Annotated in this window: 12 protein-coding genes and 1 tRNA gene; 2 read left to right on the plus strand and 11 right to left on the minus strand. The window is 69.3% G+C overall.

The genetic code is table 11. The features are described from left to right. Positions 1-66: 66 nt before the first annotated feature. The 10 genes from GA0074692_RS12465 to GA0074692_RS34690 form a co-directional block, all read right to left on the minus strand. Entirely contained in the window at positions 67-2,553 is a 2,487-nt protein-coding gene (locus tag GA0074692_RS12465) for an MGH1-like glycoside hydrolase domain-containing protein (RefSeq protein ID WP_091643726.1), read from the minus strand. 90 nt (positions 2,554-2,643) lie between these two features. Then, positions 2,644-4,155, minus strand: coding sequence for an L-arabinose isomerase (gene araA / locus GA0074692_RS12470; RefSeq protein ID WP_091643729.1), 1,512 nt, complete (start codon positions 4,153-4,155; stop codon positions 2,644-2,646). Between the two features lie 29 nt (positions 4,156-4,184). Continuing rightward, positions 4,185-4,862, minus strand: a complete 678-nt coding sequence (locus tag GA0074692_RS12475) for an L-ribulose-5-phosphate 4-epimerase (RefSeq protein WP_091643732.1) — start codon at positions 4,860-4,862, stop codon at positions 4,185-4,187. A gap of 2 nt (positions 4,863-4,864) precedes the next feature. Beyond that, positions 4,865-6,541: a ribulokinase gene (gene araB / locus GA0074692_RS12480; RefSeq protein ID WP_091643735.1), complete on the minus strand. Its 1,677-nt coding sequence runs from the start codon at positions 6,539-6,541 to the stop codon at positions 4,865-4,867. Then, entirely contained in the window at positions 6,541-7,560 is a 1,020-nt protein-coding gene (locus GA0074692_RS12485; RefSeq protein WP_245730283.1) for a LacI family DNA-binding transcriptional regulator, read from the minus strand. The genes araB and GA0074692_RS12485 overlap by 1 nt, the downstream gene beginning before the upstream one ends. After that, on the minus strand, positions 7,557-8,570 hold the full coding sequence (gene yjfF, locus GA0074692_RS12490) for a galactofuranose ABC transporter, permease protein YjfF (RefSeq protein WP_091643738.1): 1,014 nt from the start codon (positions 8,568-8,570) through the stop codon (positions 7,557-7,559). Before yjfF ends, GA0074692_RS12485 begins: the two co-directional genes overlap by 4 nt. After that, positions 8,567-9,673, minus strand: a complete 1,107-nt coding sequence (locus tag GA0074692_RS12495) for an ABC transporter permease (protein ID WP_091643741.1) — start codon at positions 9,671-9,673, stop codon at positions 8,567-8,569. The genes yjfF and GA0074692_RS12495 overlap by 4 nt, the downstream gene beginning before the upstream one ends. After that, the gene (locus GA0074692_RS12500) at positions 9,670-11,235 is read right to left on the minus strand and encodes a sugar ABC transporter ATP-binding protein (protein WP_218106640.1); all 1,566 of its coding nucleotides are present in this window, start codon (positions 11,233-11,235) and stop codon (positions 9,670-9,672) included. Before GA0074692_RS12500 ends, GA0074692_RS12495 begins: the two co-directional genes overlap by 4 nt. Positions 11,236-11,351: 116 nt before the next feature. Further along, positions 11,352-12,332: an ABC transporter substrate-binding protein gene (locus tag GA0074692_RS12505; RefSeq protein ID WP_091643746.1), complete on the minus strand. Its 981-nt coding sequence runs from the start codon at positions 12,330-12,332 to the stop codon at positions 11,352-11,354. Positions 12,333-13,068: 736 nt separating this feature from the next. Continuing rightward, positions 13,069-13,145 (minus strand) — tRNA-Ser (locus GA0074692_RS34690). A 653-nt stretch (positions 13,146-13,798) separates the two neighbouring features. Between GA0074692_RS34690 and GA0074692_RS12510 the strand changes: the two genes are divergently transcribed. Further along, positions 13,799-14,122, plus strand: a complete 324-nt coding sequence (locus tag GA0074692_RS12510) for a hypothetical protein (RefSeq protein WP_091643749.1) — start codon at positions 13,799-13,801, stop codon at positions 14,120-14,122. 40 nt (positions 14,123-14,162) lie between these two features. After that, on the plus strand, positions 14,163-14,510 hold the full coding sequence (locus GA0074692_RS12515) for a hypothetical protein (protein WP_141725253.1): 348 nt from the start codon (positions 14,163-14,165) through the stop codon (positions 14,508-14,510). A gap of 368 nt (positions 14,511-14,878) precedes the next feature. Here GA0074692_RS12515 and GA0074692_RS12520 read toward each other — a convergent pair whose 3' ends face one another. Then, positions 14,879-16,576 carry an ArnT family glycosyltransferase gene (locus tag GA0074692_RS12520; protein ID WP_141725254.1) on the minus strand — a complete coding sequence of 566 codons (1,698 nt, stop codon included), beginning with the start codon at positions 16,574-16,576 and terminating at the stop codon, positions 14,879-14,881. Between the last annotated feature and the right edge of the window lie 231 nt (positions 16,577-16,807).

The following is a 16,807-nucleotide window of genomic DNA, read 5'->3' on the forward strand; positions in this document are numbered from 1 at the left end:
TGACTGTGTTCGTCGGTGCGGCGGGTTCGGGCAGCGTCGCGCGACGCTGCCCGAACCCGCCCTGGGTCAGAGCCGTACCTGGGTCGTGCCCGCCGGCACCTGAACGGTGCGGGGCTTTCCACCGCCCTCGGGGAAGACCTTGACGGTGGCCTCGCCGTCCGACTTGACAGTGAAGGTCGCCGTGCCGTCCGCGACCACGAAGTCCCGGACGACGACCCGCGCCCCCTGCGCCATGAACAGCGGGCGGCCGTCCTGGTGGACCACCGTCGACTTGGGGCCGGCCACCACCTTGTAGCGGTGCCCGTGCAGCGGCACCTCGTTGACCGAGTTGGTGCCCGGCAGGCCCAACGTCCCGAAGCGCATGCCCCGGGGGTCACCCCACGGCTCGTCGGCGATCAGCTCCTGGGTGCCCATCAGCGGCATCAGGTTCGACCAGCTGTAGGTACGCCACGCGGTGTCGGTGGCCGCGCCGTTGACCACCTGGCCGGGCTCGGCGTCCCAGTACTCGGGGAACCAGCCCATCTCCTCCCAGGTGGACAACCACAGGTCACTGCTCTTGGTGGCCAGCTCCGCGGCCGGCTTGTCGAAGCCGTACCGCTTCAGGCCGTCGTAGACCGTGGCGTTCATCGGCGGCCACACGGCCCCCTTCCACTCCTCGCACGCGTCCTCGTCGTTGTAGCGCTGGAAGTAGCGGTACGGCGGGGCGACCTCGTGGGTCCGCCCGGCGGAGCAGAACGCCGGGTCGTTGCGCGCCACGCTCGGGATGGCGTACTCGCCCCAGAACTCGTCTGGGTTGAGCAGGTGGTCACGGACCAGGATCTCGGCCCGGTCCGGGGCGGCCAGCCCACCGAACAGCGGGTAGAAGACCGTCGGCGTGGTGGTCGGCTCCCAGGTGCCGTCCAGATACCGGTTGAGGTACAGGCCACGCTCGGCGTTCCACAGCCGGTCGTTCATGCGCTGCTCGAGCTTCGCGTGCAGTTGCGCGAACCGGGTCCGGTCGGCGTCCTTCCCGAGTACCTCGGCCATCTGCGAGAGGTTCTCGGCGAAGAGCCCGTAGTACGAGTTGAGCGCGACGTCGGTCAGGTTGGTGTTGTCCCGGTTGTCGCTGCCGTTCGTCGGCACCTGGATGGCGTTGTAGTACTGCGGACTGTCGTCGAGGCCGAGGTGGTTGCCGCGACCGCCGAGACGCTCGCCCGCCCAGGGGGTCTCGAGCAGGCCGTCACCGTCGGTGTCAAACTCCCGCATCCGGTCGATGTAGGGCACCATCAGCGGATAGACCAGGTCGAGGATGCTGCGGTCGCCGGTGCGGACGTAGGCCCGCCAGGCGAGGTAGGCGTGCATCGGGCCGGCGTGGAGCTGGTCGTACCGGGCGCCGCCCTGGTCGTAGAAGTCCCGGATGTGGTCCAGCGCGAGCGCCGGGTCGAGGCTCAGGGCGGTGATCCCGTCCCAGGCCGAGTCCCAGCCCTTGAAGATGTCGTCGCCACCGCCGCCGAGGCCCCACATCACGAAGCTGCGGTTGAACTTCTCGTCGTAGTTGGCGTTGAGCGCCATGGCGTCACGCATGTACGTCGACGTCTGACCAACCGAGCCGTCACCGTCCACGCTGCCGTCGTTCACCCGGCTGCGGGCCTGCGTCAGGATGGCGAGCGCCTCGGCCTGCGAGCGCGACGAGGCGGCGAGCGTCGCGTCGCCCATGCGGGCGGTGAAGGTGACCGTTTCGTCGCGGTCGAGCTCCCAGCGCATGGCCGCGGCGCCGTCCCCGGCCGCGCCGTTCTTGCCCACCATCGCGTCGAGCATGGCCTTCAGCGAGGCGTACGACGCGCTGCTGTCGGCCGGCACGCTGGTGTCGACGCGCAGGTGCGCCTGCCGGTCGGGGTCGGTGAGCCCGGTGGTGGTGCCCGTCATGGCCCGGTCGCCCGCGACCACGTAGCGGCTGGGCTCCAGCCAGGGCGCGCTCGCGTCGAGGAAGACGGTGGTGTCGTCGTCGAGCGCGGTCACGGATCCGACGAGTTCGGTCGGGCTGACCCGGGCGAAGCGGATGACGATGTTGCGGCGGTTCCGCTGGTTCCGCTCGTACTGGGCCTTGAGGGTCGGCAACTGGGTCCGGGCCGCCGCGACGTCCTCGGCGGACCAGCTCTCCGGGTGGTCGAGGGTCGCCTGCAGGCCGCCGATCTTCTCGGCGGTGAGGACCCGGTCGTCGGTGCTCAGTTCGATCTCGTAGTAGGAGCCGTCGGTGGCGATCGGGCCGATGCGCCGGATGTTCGGCACCATGTTCTCGTGGACGATCTTGTTGTCCTTGGTCAGCAGGTCGACCGAGACCGAGAACCGGGTCTCCCCCTCGCCGACGAGGAGCGCGCCGTTGAACTCCTGCTCCTTGAAGCCGGGCATGACGAACGGCCTGGACAGTGGCGCCAGGTCGACCTGCGGCTCCCGGCCGGCGGTGGGCTCTCCCTGGGCCGGCTGGGCGGCCAGGGTCGAGGTGAGGGTCGCGGCGAGCGCTGCGGCGAGTAATTTGCGCCGTCGGGTGACGGACCAGCGGTGGGGGTGTGGCATGGGTGCTCCTTCCGAGGTGGGGGCGTTCGGGCAGGGCTGATCGCCCGTCGAACCGGTGCGGTTCGACGGTGGTCGGGGGCTACGGTGCGGTTACAGGCGCGCGGCGAGGCGGTGGTAGGCGGCGCTCCAGCGGAGTTCCCGCTGGAGCGTCTCCGGCGTGGCGTCCGCGCCGATGACGACGAGTTCGGTCTGCAGCATCTCGGCCAGCTCGCGGAACTCCTGCGTGCCGACCGCCTTCGAGAGCACGGTGTGGTGCGGGCCGCCGGCCAGCAGCCAGCACTCGGCGGAGGTCGACAGGGTGGGTCGCGGCTCCCACACGGCGCACGCGACCGGGAGCCGGGGCAGCGCCTCGTCGGGCTCGACGACGTCGACCTCGTTGAGGGTCAGGCGGAAGCGGTCGCCCAGGTCGCTGATGCCCACCACCACGGCCGGGCCGGGGGCGGCGGTGAAGCGCAGGCGCACCGGGTCCTCCCGGTTGCCGATGCCGAGGGGGTGGATCTCGAGGGTGGGCCTGCGCCCGGCGATGCTGGGGCAGACCTCGAGCATGTGGGCGCCGAGGCTCTTCTCCTGTCCGGGCACCAGGTGGTAGGTGTAGTCCTCCATGAAGCTGGTGCCGCCGGGACGGCCGGCTTCCATGGCCTTGGTGGTACGGAGCAGCACCGAGGTCTTCCAGTCGCCCTCGCCGCCGAAGCCGTAACCGTCGGCCATCAGCCGCTGCACGGCGAGGCCGGGCAGTTGGCGCAGGCCGCCGAGGTCCTCGAAGTTGGTGGTGAACGCCCGGAAGCCGCCGTCGGAGAGGAAGGTCCGCAGGCCCGCCTCGATCCGGGCGCCGTAGCGCAGGGAATCGTGGCGGTCCCCGCCCGGGCGTAGCTCGGCCGCCACGTCGTAGCTGTCGAGGTACTCGGCCACCAGGTCGTCGACCACCGCGTCGGCGGTCTGGTCGACGACCTCCACCAGCTCGCTCACCCCGTACGTGTTGACGGAGACCCCGAACCGCAGCTGCGCCTCGATCTTGTCGCCTTCGGTGACGGCCACGTCGCGCATGTTGTCGCCGAACCTGGCCAGGCGCAGCGTCCGCAGCTCGTGCGCGCCGAGGGCGGCGCGGGCCCAGGCGGCGACCCGGTCCACGACGACGGGATTGCTGACGTGGCCGGCGACGACCTTGCGGGCCACACCGAGTCGGGCGGTGACGTAGCCGAACTCGCGGTCGCCATGCGCGGCCTGGTTGAGGTTCATGAAGTCCATGTCGATGGTGGACCAGGGCAGTTCCGCGCCGGCCTGGGTGTGCAGGTGCAGCATCGGCTTGCGCAGCGCGTCCATGCCGGCGATCCACATCTTCGCCGGGGAGAACGTGTGCATCCAGGTGATCACGCCGATGCACTGCTGGGCCGCGTTGGCCTCGAGTACCCGGGCGTGGATGGCGGCCGAGTCGGTGAGGACCGGCTGCCAGACCACCTTGGCGGGCAGCGCGCCGCTGGCGTCGAGTTGCTTGGCGATGGCCTGCGACTGCTCGGCCACCTGGCGCAGGGTCTCCTCGCCGTACAGGTGCTGGCTGCCGGTCAGGAACCACAGCTCGGGGGCGTGGGAAGGGTCAGCGGGCATGGGTGGATCTCCTCGTGTGGCCGGGCGGGTCAGCGCTGCCCGTAGACGTTCTGGTAGCGGTCGTAGAGGGAGTCGACGTCGCGCTCGTCGATGGGCAGCGGATGACCGAGCTGGCGGGCGATGTGGACGGTGCGGGCAACGTCCTCGCACATGACGGCGGCCTTGACGGCGGCCCGGGCCGTCGGTCCGACGCTGAAGACGCCGTGGTTGCGCATGAGCACCGCGGGCGAACGGCTCTGCGAGAGAGCCTGGACGATCCCGCGCCCGATGGAGTCGTCGCCGATGAGCGCGAACGGCCCGACGGGGATGTCGCCGCCGAACTCGTCGGCCATCATCGTCAGCACGCAGGGGATCGCCTCACCCCGGGACGCCCAGGCCGTGGCATAGGTCGAATGGGTGTGCACCACGCCGCCCACGTGCGGCAGGTGGCGGTAGACGTACGCCTGGGCATCGGTGTCGGACGACGGCGCGTGGGCGCCGTCGACGACCCGGCCGTGCAGGTCGCAGACCACCATGTTGTCCGGCGTGAGCTGGTCGTACGCCACACCGCTGGGCTTGATCACCAGGAGGTCGCGGTCGGGCACCCGCGCCGACACGTTGCCGGCGGTCCACACCACGAGTTCGTAGCGGATCAGCTCGGCGTGCAGCCGGCAGACCTCCTCGCGCAGGCGTCGGATCGTCGCGTCCACGTCGGTCAGGACGGTCACGGTCAGTTCTCCTTCCGGCCGGCGGCGGCCATCGCGGAACGGCGGATCTCCTTGAGCCGCTTCATCACCGGGTTCGTGCCCCGGCCGAAGTAGTCGTGCAGCGTCAGGTACTCGGCGAACAGTTCGTCGTAGGCTGCGGCCCGCTCCTCGTCGGGCAGGTAGGCGGCCCGGGCGACCCGGCCCATGGCCTTCGCCGCGGTGGTGATGTCGGGGTACGCGCCGGCGGCTACGGCGGCGTGGATCGCCGCGCCGAGCGCCGGCCCCTGCTCGGAGGCGAGCACCGACAGCGGCATCCGGGTCACGTCGGCGTAGATCTGCATGAGCAGGCGGTTCCTGGTCAGACCGCCGGCGACGATGACCTCGGAGACCGGCACGCCGCTGTCCCGGAACGTCTCGAGGATGACCCGGGTGCCGAAGGCCGTGGCCTCGAGCAACGCGCGGTAGGTGTCCTCCGGGCGGGTCGCCAGCGTCTGCCCCACGACGACGCCGGACAGCTCGTGGTCGACGAGGACCGACCGGTTGCCGCTGTGCCAGTCGAGCGCGACGAGCCCGTGCTCCCCCACCGCCTGGCCGGCGGCCCGCTCGGTGAGCAGCTCGTGTACCGAGATGCCGCGCTCGGTCGCCTCGGCCTCGTACGCCGCGGGCACGCCGGTGCGGGTGAACCAGCCGAAGATGTCCCCCACCCCGGACTGACCGGCCTCGTAGCCCCAGAGCCCCGGGACGATCCCGCCGTCCACCACGCCGCACATGCCCGGCACCTCGCGCAGCACCGTGCTCGACATGACGTGACAGGTGGAGGTGCCCATGATCGCCACCAGCTGACCGGGTTCGGTGGCCTGGGCGGCGGGCGCGGTGACGTGGGCGTCGATGTTGCCGACGGCCACCGCGATGCCTTCGGGCAGTCCGGTCCAGGCGGCCGCCTGCGCGGTGAGCCGGCCGGCGACCTCGCCGAGCTGGCCGATGGGGTGCTCCAGCTTGTCGACGACGAAGCGGGCGAAGCCGGGGGCGAGCGCGGCGAGGAACTCCGGCGACGGGTACCTCCCGTCCTGGCGGATGCCCTTGTACCCGGCCGTGCAGGCGTTACGGACGTAGCTGCCGCAGAGTTGCCAGACGATCCAGTCCGCAGCCTCCACCCAGCGTTCGGTCGCGGCGTAGACCTCGGGGTCCTCCTCGAGGACCTGGAGCGCCTTGGCGAACTCCCACTCGGAGGAGATGAGCCCGCCGTAGCGTGGCAGCCAGGCCTCCCCGCGCCGGCGGGCCAGCTCGTTGATCCGGTCGGCCTGTCCCTGGGCGGCGTGGTGCCGCCACAGCTTGACGTAGGCGTGCGGCCGGTCCGCGTACGCGGGCAGTTCGCACAGCGGGGTGCCGTCGGCCGTGGTCGGCAGCACCGTGCAGGCCGTGAAGTCGGTGGCGATGCCGACGACGGCGGCCGGGTCCACCGCCGCCGCCCGTACCGCCTGCGGCACCGCCACCCGCAGGACCTCGCGGTAGTCCTGGGGCACCTGCAACGCCCACTCCGGGGGCAGCGCCACGCCGGCGGGAAGGGCGTCGGTGACCACGGCGTGGGGATACTCGTACACGGCCGACCCCAGTTCGGCGCCGTCGGAGACCCGGACCACCAGGGCCCGTCCCGACAGTGTGCCGAAGTCGACCCCCACCACGTACCTGTCGTTGCTCATCAGCCGGTCCTTGTCGGTGGCGCGGTGCTCTCGCGCACCACGAGCGTGGGAATGACCAACGGCGAGGGGTGCAGCTCCTCGCCCTTGATCGCCTGCGTGACGACCTCGATCGCCCGTCGACCGACGGCGTCGAAGTCCTGTTTGATCGTGGTCAGCGGCGGGATGAGGTAGGCGGCCTCCGGGACGTCGTCGAAGCCGATGACGGAGATGTCCTCCGGCACCCTCCGGCCGCACTCGTGCAGCGCGCGGAGCACGCCGATCGCCATCTGGTCGTTGGCGGCGAACACCGCGGTCGTCCCGGGCATCTCGCAGACCCGCAGCCCTGCGGCGTAGCCGCTGCGGGAGCTCCAGTCGCCGTGGATCGGCTCGGCCGGGCGCAGGCCCGCCTCGCTCATCGCCAGGCGCCAGCCCTCGACCCGGGCGCGGGCCTCCGCCCAGTTGAGCGGACCGCTGACGTGCACGATCTCGCGGTGTCCCAGTTCCAGCAGGTGTGCGACGGCCATTCGGGCACCGCGTACCTGGTCCACCCCGACGGTGAGGGACGCCTTCGACAGGTCCCCCTCCACCACCACGAACGGGACCTGGGATCGCTGGGTACGGACCACCTCGAGCGCCTCGTCGTGGCCGGCGATCATGACCATGCCCTCCACGCCGACCCGCATCAGGTGCTCGGTGGCGTCGCTGAGGGCCCGCCGCGTCACCTCGGAGAGGTTGACCGAGGTGGCGAAGTAGCCGGCGGCGCGGGCCGCGTCCTCGACGGTCCGGTGGATGCTGGTCGGGCCGAACAGCGTCCGGGCCGTGCCGACGATGCCGATGATGCCGGAGCGTCCGCGCACCAGCGCGCGGGCGGCGGTGTTGGGGCGGTAGCCGAGTCGTTCGATGGCCTGAAGCACCCGATCCCGGGTTTCCGGCTTGATGCTGGGCGACCCGTTGATCACCCGGGAAACCGTCTGGTGCGACACGCCCGCGAGGCGGGCGACGTCGGCCATCACCGGGGCCTTGGCCGCGGCCGCCGTCACGGCTTCCTCCCCAGGAAGACCCGCTGCATGACGATGAAGACGAGCAGGAGTGTGCCGATCGCGATTTTCGTCCACCATGAACTCAGCGTGCCCTGGAACGAGATCAGTGTCTGGATGACACCCAGAACGAGAACGCCGAGCAGTGAGCCGAGGACGTAACCGACGCCGCCGGAGAGCAGGGTGCCGCCGACGACGACGGAGGCGATGGCGTCCAGTTCCATGCCGACGGCGTGCAGGCCGTAGCCGGAGAGCATGTAGAGCGAGAAGAGAAGTCCGGCGATGGCGGAGCAGAGTCCACTGATGGCGTAGACGCCGACCTTCACCCGGGCGACCGGCAGGCCCATGAGCAGCGCCGAGTTCTCGTTGCCGCCGACCGCGTACGCCGTGCGGCCGAACCGGGTCCGGTGCAGCACCCAGACGGCCACCGCCACGAGGGCCAGGGCGATCACCACGCTCCAGGTGATCGAGACCGTGTCGGACAGTGGGATCGCGGCGGTGGCGACGGTACGGAAGGTCGGGTCCTTGATCGAGATCGACTCGACGCCGACGACGAAGCACAGCCCCCGGGCGAGGAACATGCCGGCCAGGGTGACGATGAACGGCTGGATCTCGAAGTGGTGGATGACCAGACCCATGAGCAGGCCGAACGTCGTTCCCATCGCCAGCACCAGCAGCACCACCAGCGGCGCCGGCAGCCCGGCCCGCAGGCCGGCCGCGGCCACCATGGTGGAGAGCGCGACCACCGCCCCCACCGACAAGTCGATGCCCCCCGTGACGATGACGAAGGTCATGCCGACGGCCAGGACGATGAGGAAGGCGTTGTCAATGAAGAGGTTGGCCACGACCTGACCGGACAGGAACCCGTCGTAGCGGGCGGTGCCGACCCCGAAGAGGAGCACGAACAGCACGAACGTGGCGACCACCGGGACGACCCGGCCGGGGAGCGACCGGCGGCCCGGGAGCGCCCCGAGCGGGGCCTTGCCCTTGACGGGCGTTGCTGAGGTCGTCATGGCTGGGCCACCTTCTCCACCGCCGCTGCGGTCGGGGTCTGCGGACTCGGAGGGGCTGTGGGCGCGACGGCCGGAGCCGGGGGCGCGGGCCGTCGCCGGGTGCGGCGGAGCAGGGCCGCCCGGGCCTTGGGCGCCTGTAGGAGGCACACGGCGATGACGACGACGGCCTTGAAGACGAGCGTGATCTCCGGCGCGATGCCCATGCTGTAGACCGTCGTGGTGAGGGTCTGGATGATCAGCGCGCCGAGCACCGTGCCGGTGAGGCTGTAGCGCCCGCCGGCCAGCGAGGTGCCACCGATCACCACGGCCAGGATGGCGTCCATCTCGATCCAGAGGCCGGCGTTGTTGGCGTCGGCGGCGCTGACGTTCGAGCTGACCATCAGGCCCGCGACGCCCGCGCAGATCGCGGCGAACACGTAGACGGTCCACCGGATGGTGCCCGCCCGCAGGCCGGCGAGTCGGCTGGCCTCGGGGTTGATGCCGACGGACTCGATGAGCAGGCCGAGGGCCGTCTTCCTGGTCACGAGCGCGACGAGCGCGAACACGGCGACGGCGACGAGGATCGAGACGGGCAGCACCAGGAAGCCGGCGCCGACCGTACGGAACGCCGGGTTACGGACGGTGATGATCTGACCGTCGGTGATGAGCATGGCGATGCCCCGTCCGGCCATCATCAGCACCAGCGTCGCGATGATCGGCTGGATGCCGAGGGCGGCGACGAGGAAGCCGTTCCACAGCCCGAGGACGGCGCACAGGACCAGCGCGATCCCCATGCCGACCAGGGCGGTCCCGGCGCTGCCGGGGTCGGCCGCCCCCGCGATGTAGGAACAGGCGACCGCACCGGCGATCGCGACGACCGCGCCCACCGACAGGTCGATCCCCCGGGTCGCGATGACCAGGCACATGCCGAGCGCGATGAGAATGGTCGGCGCGCCGTTCTTCAGGATGTCGACGAGGCTGCCGTAGAGGTGGCCGTCCTGGAACCGCAGCGCGAGGAACGACGGGCGTACCACGGCGTTGGCGGCCAGCAGCACGACGAGGGCCACCAGGGGCCAGAGCAGCCCGCTGTCGCGGAACCGCTCCAGGGGACGGGTGGCGGTCATGCCGCCACCGCCTCGGAACGCTCGTCCACGTGGGCGATGAGCCGCATGATGTCGTCCACGGTCGCGTGCTGGTCGAGTTCGGCGATCTTGGCTCGGTCCCTCATCACCACGACGCGGTGGCTCAGGCGCACGACCTCTTCGAGCTCGGCGGAGATGTAGACCACGGCCATGCCTTCCTGGGCGAGTTCGGCGACGAGCTTCTGGATCTGGGTCTTGGCCCCGATGTCGATGCCCCGGGTGGGCTCGTCGAGGATGAGCAGCTTCGGCTTGGTGACCAGCCAGCGGGCGAGCAGCACCTTCTGCTGGTTGCCGCCGGACAGCCTGCCGACGAGCGCGTCCGGGTTCGCCGGCCGGATGTCCAGCGCCTTGATCCACTTCTCGACCAGTTGGTCCTTGACGCGACGGGGAATGGGTCGGGCCCAGCCGTTGGCGGCCTGCATGGCCAGGATCAGGTTGTCGCGGATGCTGAGGTCAGCCACCACGCCCTCGCCCTTGCGGTCCTCTGAGCAGAAGGCGATTCCGGCGGCGATGGCGGCGCGGGGACCACGCAGGTGCACCACCTTGCCGTCGACGGTCACCTGACCGCTGTCCGGGCGGTCCGCTCCGAAGAGCAGCCGGGCGAGCTCGGTGCGGCCGGAGCCGAGGAGCCCGGCCAGACCGACCACCTCGCCGCGGTTGATCTGGAGGTCGAACGGCGCGACCGAACCCTTACGACCGAGTCCGGTGGCCCGCAGCACGGGGACGGTGGCGGCCTCCTCACCGGCCTGTTCGGCGAGCCGCTCCACCTCCGCCAGGACGCCGAGTTCCCGGCCGATCATGAGGGAGACCAACTCGAGCCGGCTGAGTTCGGCGGTGAAGTACTCCCCCACCAGACGGCCGTTGCGCAACACCGTCATCCGGTCGGAGATCTCGTAGACCTGCTCGAGGAAGTGGGACACGAAGAGGATGGCGACTCCCCGGTCCCGCAGCACGCGCATGATGCGGAATAGCTCGGCGACCTCGTCCTGGTCGAGGCTGGAGGTCGGCTCGTCGAGGATGAGGACCTTGGCGTCCACGGCCACGGCGCGGGCGATCGCCACGAGCTGCTGGACGGCGATGGGGTGCTCGGCCAGGACGGAGCCCGGGTCGATGCGCAGCCCCATGTCGGCGAGCAGTTCGGCGGCGCGGGCCCGGGTCGCCCGTCCGTCGACGGCACCGAACCGCCGCGGCTCACGGCCGAGCAGGATGTTCTCCGCCACGGTGAGGTTCGGGCAGAGGTTGACCTCCTGGTAGACGGTGCTGATGCCCGAGTCCTGGGCCGCGGCCGGGCCGGAGAACGACACCCGGTGCCCCGCGAGCGTGGTCACCCCGGCGGTCGGGGTGTAGACGCCGGTCAGGGCCTTGATGAGCGTCGACTTGCCCGCGCCGTTCTCGCCCATGAGGGCGTGCACCTCGCCGGGGAACAGTCGGAAGTCCACCTCCTGTAGGGCCTTCACCCCCGGGAACTCCACCGAGATCCCCCGCATCTGCACGAGCGCGACCGGTTGTCCCGTACGCGGTGCCTGCTTCGCGTCCACCGACATGGTGGTCCTCCATCACGTGCTACGAGCCTTGGCCGGTCGGGTGGCCGGCACCGGGGTTGCGCCGCCCGCCATCCACGTGCGGATGGCGGGGCGCCGGTGGGCGGATTCCGCCCGTCTCAGTACTGGCGGTTGGGCAGCGCGGTCTTCGCCTGCTCCTGGGTGAACGTCGTCTCCTCCGTCACCACCCGCTGGGGCACCTGCTCGCCGTCGATGACCTTCTTGGCGAGGTCCATCAACTGGGGGCCGAGGAGCGGGTTGCACTCGACGATGTAGTTGATCTTCCCGTCGGCGAGGGCCTGCATGCCGTCGCGCACCGCGTCGACCGTGATGATCTTGATGTCGACGCCCGGCTTCTTGCCGGCCGCCTCGATGGCCTCGATGGCGCCCAGGCCCATGTCGTCGTTGTGGGCGTAGACCACGTCGATCTTCGGGTTGGACTTGAGGAAGGCCTCCATCACCTGCTTGCCGCCGGACCGGGTGAAGTCGCCGGTCTGCGAGGCGACGACCTTGATCTGCGGGGCCGCCTTGATGGCCTCGGCGAAGCCCTCCTTGCGGTCGATGGCGGGGGCGGCGCCGGTCGTGCCCTGCAACTCGACGACGTTGACCTCGCTCTGACCCGTGGACTCCTGGACCAGCCACTCGCCGGCCTTCTTGCCCTCGGCGACGAAGTCCGACCCGAGGAAGGTCCGGTAGAGCGAGGTGTCCTCCGAGTCCACCGCCCGGTCGGTGAGGATCACGGGGATGTTGGCGCGCTTGGCCTCGAGCAGCACCGCGTCCCAACCGGTCTCGACCACCGGGCTGAAGGCGATGACGTCCACCTTCTGCTGGATGTAGCTGCGGATCGCCTTGATCTGGTTCTCCTGCTTCTGCTGGGCGTCGGAGAACTTGAGCTCGATGCCGGCCTCCTTGGCCGACTCCTGGATGGACTTGGTGTTGGCGGTACGCCAGCCGGACTCGGCACCGACCTGGGCGAAGCCCATGGTGATGGTGTCGTCGCCGGCTCCGCCGCCACCGGACGCGGACGAGTCACCACCGCACCCGGCCAGGCCTACGGCCAGCACCACGCCGGCGACGGCCGCGAGGAACTTCTTCGACATTGGACCTTCCTCCAACTTTCTGACGCCTTGGTGGGCCATCCCGTGCGGCCGGTCCCCGGCTCCGCGGCCTGGCAGCCACTACCCATCTGGCCGAGAAGTGTGAGCGTTAACATCCGGGGATGTCAACCCCCGATGTCCTCCTTGTCAACGGGAGATGTCGTCGCAGGTAGAGCTCTTGACAAGATCGGAGAGCGTCCGTAGTTTGGCGAACACTTCGGCTCCTGTTAACGCTCACTTGCCTAGCCAATCGCCAGGCCACGCACAGCGCAGCGATCCAGACCGCACCCGGCCTCACCACCCGTTTGGACGCCCGGCCCCGGCCGCCGCCACCAGGAGGAAGTCCGGCCATGCCCCCGCCCCGTCCGGTACGCCACCGAACCCACCGGCCGCTCGCCGACCTCACCGCGCGCTGTCCCGAGCCCGCATCGGCGGCATCCTGCTCCAGCAGGAGTGGTCGCGTCGGCGCCCGGACCGCGCAGGGGCAGAGAGAACGATGATTCCGAACGGCAGGACGACTCCGGGCCCTGAGAACCGTTCACGCCGCAGAACCGAGATCAGGGTCGGACACGGCGTCAGCGGGTTCGAACCGCAGGGCCTCACAGGCCCCATACCAGAGAAGTGGCCGTGTCCTTCGCACCGGGTATGCGGCGCGCGGGCGCCTCCCGAGACCAAAGCGGCGACGGCGACTGGCCCTTGCGGGCCAAGGTGACCTGGGCCGCTGGTCGACACCGCCAGAGGCGGCGGCGGGATTCGAACCCGCGGCTCCCCGTTGGGAGCGGAAGTAACCGTTGCCTGCGCACCGGGAGGTGCCGCACGAACGGTATGGCAGTTCCCCGCACATTAGGAAGGCAAAATGTTCCGGCCGCTGGTGAACGGCAGGAGTGAGTGTCTGACGTCCACGGCGGACACCGGCCGGTCGGCCCGGTCCCTGCGAGCAGACGGCAAACGAAACGTGCCAGGTCGTCGGGGACGTCGCGCCGGTACTCGGTGACGACCGGAACCGGCGCGCGCAGGTGCTGGTGCAGCATGTCCAGCGCGCTCCTGGCCGGGCAGGGCGGGCAACCGGTGAGCATCTCGAACAGGATGCGGCCGAGGGCGCACAGGTCCGCGCCCGGTCCCACCCCCTGCCAGAGGGTCCGGGCGAGGCGGGGCGATGAGTAACCACAGCCTCGCACTCCGTGATCAAGCCGTTACCTTCGCGTTATGTCACCGACCTTCGTGATCAGTTCGGAAGATATGCGCATCTTGTGGACAACCGCCAACCGTCCACCCAACCCTGCGTGACCAGTCGCGGTGCGCTGCGTAGTGACCGGCCGGATCGGGGACCATGGCGATGACCGTCGCCTATATGATCGTGGCGTCGGAAGCTCTGGTGGCCAACAGAATCCGACCCAGTGGTTCGGCGGCCGGCGGGGCACCCCCCGCTTCCCGTCCGTCCAGTTCAACACCAACGGGGATAATTCTAAATGATGAGTAAATTGCGATCGGCAATTATTGCTGGCGCCGCGCTAACAGCATGCCTGCTGTCCGGCCAGCCCGCGTCGGCCACCGACGCCGCTCCACTGTGGTTCGGTGCCACGCATGTCACCACCGACACCAGCACCACCTACGCCGGCTGGGTCGACGGCAACGGACCTGACCGGTATCGGAGCTTTGCCCACTGCAAAGTCGGGGACCCGTCGTATGGTGTCTGGCGCTGGGCCGGTGATCGTCGCGGCTCGTCCTCCTACTGCCCGTCAGGAATCAAGGATGGCCCCGGTCAACGAGGGTTCATTCTCGAGGCCGTCTGATCTGGGCACGGGCCGCTAACCGCCCAGATTTACTTCATTCGTGGACGGAGATTTCCTCATCATGCGCATGAAAACCGCAATCCCAGCCTTGGCTGCTGCTCTGGTCCTTCCACTTCTTCCCGCTTCTCCCGCCCTGGCGACAGAAGTGACGCCGACGTGGTTCGGGGCTCAACACATCACCAAAGATGACGGCTACAATTACGGCGGCTGGGTCGACGGGAACGGACCTGACGAGTACTGGGCCTACGCGTTCTGCAAGAGTGGCGCGTTCAAGTCCGGCACGATCCGTTGGGCCGGCGACCGCCGCGGCTCTTTCGTCTACTGCCCGGACGGCATCGACATGAGCGGCAGCACCATGAACAAGGGCTTCTTCTACAACGACAACTGACCGAGCTTCCTCGGCTGACCAGGGCTCCGTCTCCCCACTGGGAGACGGAGCCACGTCGCATGTCCGGGCCGCAGCCCGATCAGGCTCCGGCACCCCTGCCTGCTGCATCGGAGCGGTTGGCCGGAGCCGCCCCAGCGCGCCGACCAATCGAGCCAGGCGGCCCTCGGGAGGCACGCGTTCGACGAGCGGGGATTCGATGCCCTGTCCCAACAATGAAGCGGGGGCGCACCGGGACAATTGACGAGCAGACCCGCGACTGAATCTGCGTCGTCGCCCGGTGCGACCTCCGCTTCCTCGGCCAGCCGTTCTCCTGCTGGTTCGTTGAGCCGTATGCCAGGTCGCTCCGCCACTGCCGTTCGGATGCCTGCTCAGTTCCGCTCCGGTTTCTGGCGGCAGAGGTAAACCTGGTAGCCCGCGATCTCACGTACAGAAACCACGTCGACCCCCTGAGGGGCAGACCGGGCCATGTTGTCCGCCATGGCGCTCGATCCGGGCAGGACGTAGGCCACCTGCTCCGACTGCCGGACCTGGTCACGGTACGGTCGGTAACGATCGAACCCGGGTGCCAGGTTCTCGTCGAGGACCGCGCAGCGGACCTGCTCCCCGCTGCGGTAGGCAAGCCGGTTGCACGTCCAGTACTCGGAGTAGATGTGCGCGATGCCATCTGCCCGCAACTGGTCCAGAAGTTGCTGTTCATCGTCAGCTTTGGCAGCGTAGTGAGACCGGTGGGCGATCAACTGCCCGGTAGCGACCAGCAGGCCGGCGAAGACCGCGCAGGTGAGTGCAACACAGCCGACGGCCAGGACGACGCCGCGTCGGCCCGCGCCGGTCACACGGCGTTGGCGTACGCCCCTGCCGTTGGAGATGTTGGCCCCAGCCCTGCCGACCAGGGAACCCATGCCGGTCCACAGCGGCCAGAGAATGGCCGGCAGCGACACCATCCCGTAGTGAAGGTAGCGGGCGCTTTCGATCGGGGTCGTCGCCGACGAGGAACTCGCGATGTACGCGGCCAGGGTCATCGCAGCACCGGCGACGAGAGCAAGCCGACTGGCATGCACATGACGTTCGCCGGGGTCGGCGCGGCGTATCGCAACGACCGCGATGACCGCTGCCACGACCATCAGAATCAGGTAAGCCGGTCCCCACCACATCTGCCAGGTCGCACAGTGACTGGGCGCACACATCCCGGAACTGAGCGGCAGACCGAGGAGAACCGCACCGTGCAACCTGTCCGGCCACGCGGCCGACTCGGTCGCGCCACTGATCGACAACAGCACCGAGAAGGAGTTGGGGTGATCGGAGCGGAGGTTGAACCAGATCAACGGCGCTGCGCCGAGGAGGAATCCAGAAACTGCCAGGGACACCCGACGTATCGTCAGCTCTGATCGACTCATCCATGCCACGAGCAGCACAGCAGCGGCCACATACGGCAACGCGAGCCAGTGGGTCCAGACAATGTAACCGGCCAGCAAACCCCACACGGCGAATGTCATGTTCCGCTTCTCCGGCTGAAGAGCCAGAAGTGCAGATGCCAGCATGAGCCCGGCGGTGGCAGTGGCCACGTCGGAATAGCCGCCAGCTCCGATGATCTGATCCTTGACCACCCGGTCGGACCCGAACGCCAGGACCGCCATGATGAAGACGGCGAACCAGGGCGTGTAGAGCGTGCGCGTCAGCCGGAAGACGAGAAGAAGGAAGACGGCATAAATCGCGAGTGCCGGCAGACGAAGTACCCACCAGTGTGTGCCGAGGACCTGAGCCAAGGGGGCCGCAAGATAGGAGTAGAAAGTGCCCATGTAGTCCTGGCCGTAGAAGAACGTCGGCCAGTGCCGGCCTTCTCCGATGTGCAGGGCGGCCAGCCCGGCAGTGCCCTCATCGCTATTGGCTGGCGGAACGTCCAGCGCCATCAGAATCGCCCGATACAAGACACCCGCAAGACCGACAGCCGCCGCCACATAGCCAGGGAGCGTTTTTCCCAGGCGAGGCGATGCAGCCGACTCCGCTGTCGCTTCGCCTGTGGTCCGTACGCGCCCGCCGAGCTTGTCCTTCTCGACCAACTTCGCCACGGCCCTCCCTCACCAAACGGCATCACATTCCATTGAGTCGTGCCCGGCGATTCTGCCACAGCACGCACGGCGAAGCGTGACGTGCACCAAGGACATCCCCCATCGCCAGTGCCACTGACGGGCGGATCAGGCCCTGCGTACGCGTATCCCGGCCGAGGAGAAGACCCAACGGAATCATGATTCCCGTCTGCTGTCGCCTCGCGCTCTAGATCGTCAGGCGCGGGACAACGT

The organism is Micromonospora pallida (genome assembly GCF_900090325.1).
In the GTDB taxonomy this organism is placed as follows: domain Bacteria; phylum Actinomycetota; class Actinomycetes; order Mycobacteriales; family Micromonosporaceae; genus Micromonospora; species Micromonospora pallida.

Coding starts and splice junctions, on each gene's coding strand:
- GA0074692_RS12465 (WP_091643726.1), bottom strand. CDS start 2,553: ATGCCACACCCCCACCGCTGGTCCGTCACCCGACGGCGCAAATTACTC.
- araA (WP_091643729.1), bottom strand. CDS start 4,155: ATGCCCGCTGACCCTTCCCACGCCCCCGAGCTGTGGTTCCTGACCGGC.
- araB (WP_091643735.1), bottom strand. CDS start 6,541: ATGAGCAACGACAGGTACGTGGTGGGGGTCGACTTCGGCACACTGTCG.
- yjfF (WP_091643738.1), bottom strand. CDS start 8,570: ATGACGACCTCAGCAACGCCCGTCAAGGGCAAGGCCCCGCTCGGGGCG.
- GA0074692_RS12495 (WP_091643741.1), bottom strand. CDS start 9,673: ATGACCGCCACCCGTCCCCTGGAGCGGTTCCGCGACAGCGGGCTGCTC.
- GA0074692_RS12500 (WP_218106640.1), bottom strand. CDS start 11,235: ATGTCGGTGGACGCGAAGCAGGCACCGCGTACGGGACAACCGGTCGCG.
- GA0074692_RS12505 (WP_091643746.1), bottom strand. CDS start 12,332: ATGTCGAAGAAGTTCCTCGCGGCCGTCGCCGGCGTGGTGCTGGCCGTA.
- GA0074692_RS12510 (WP_091643749.1), top strand. CDS start 13,799: ATGATGAGTAAATTGCGATCGGCAATTATTGCTGGCGCCGCGCTAACA.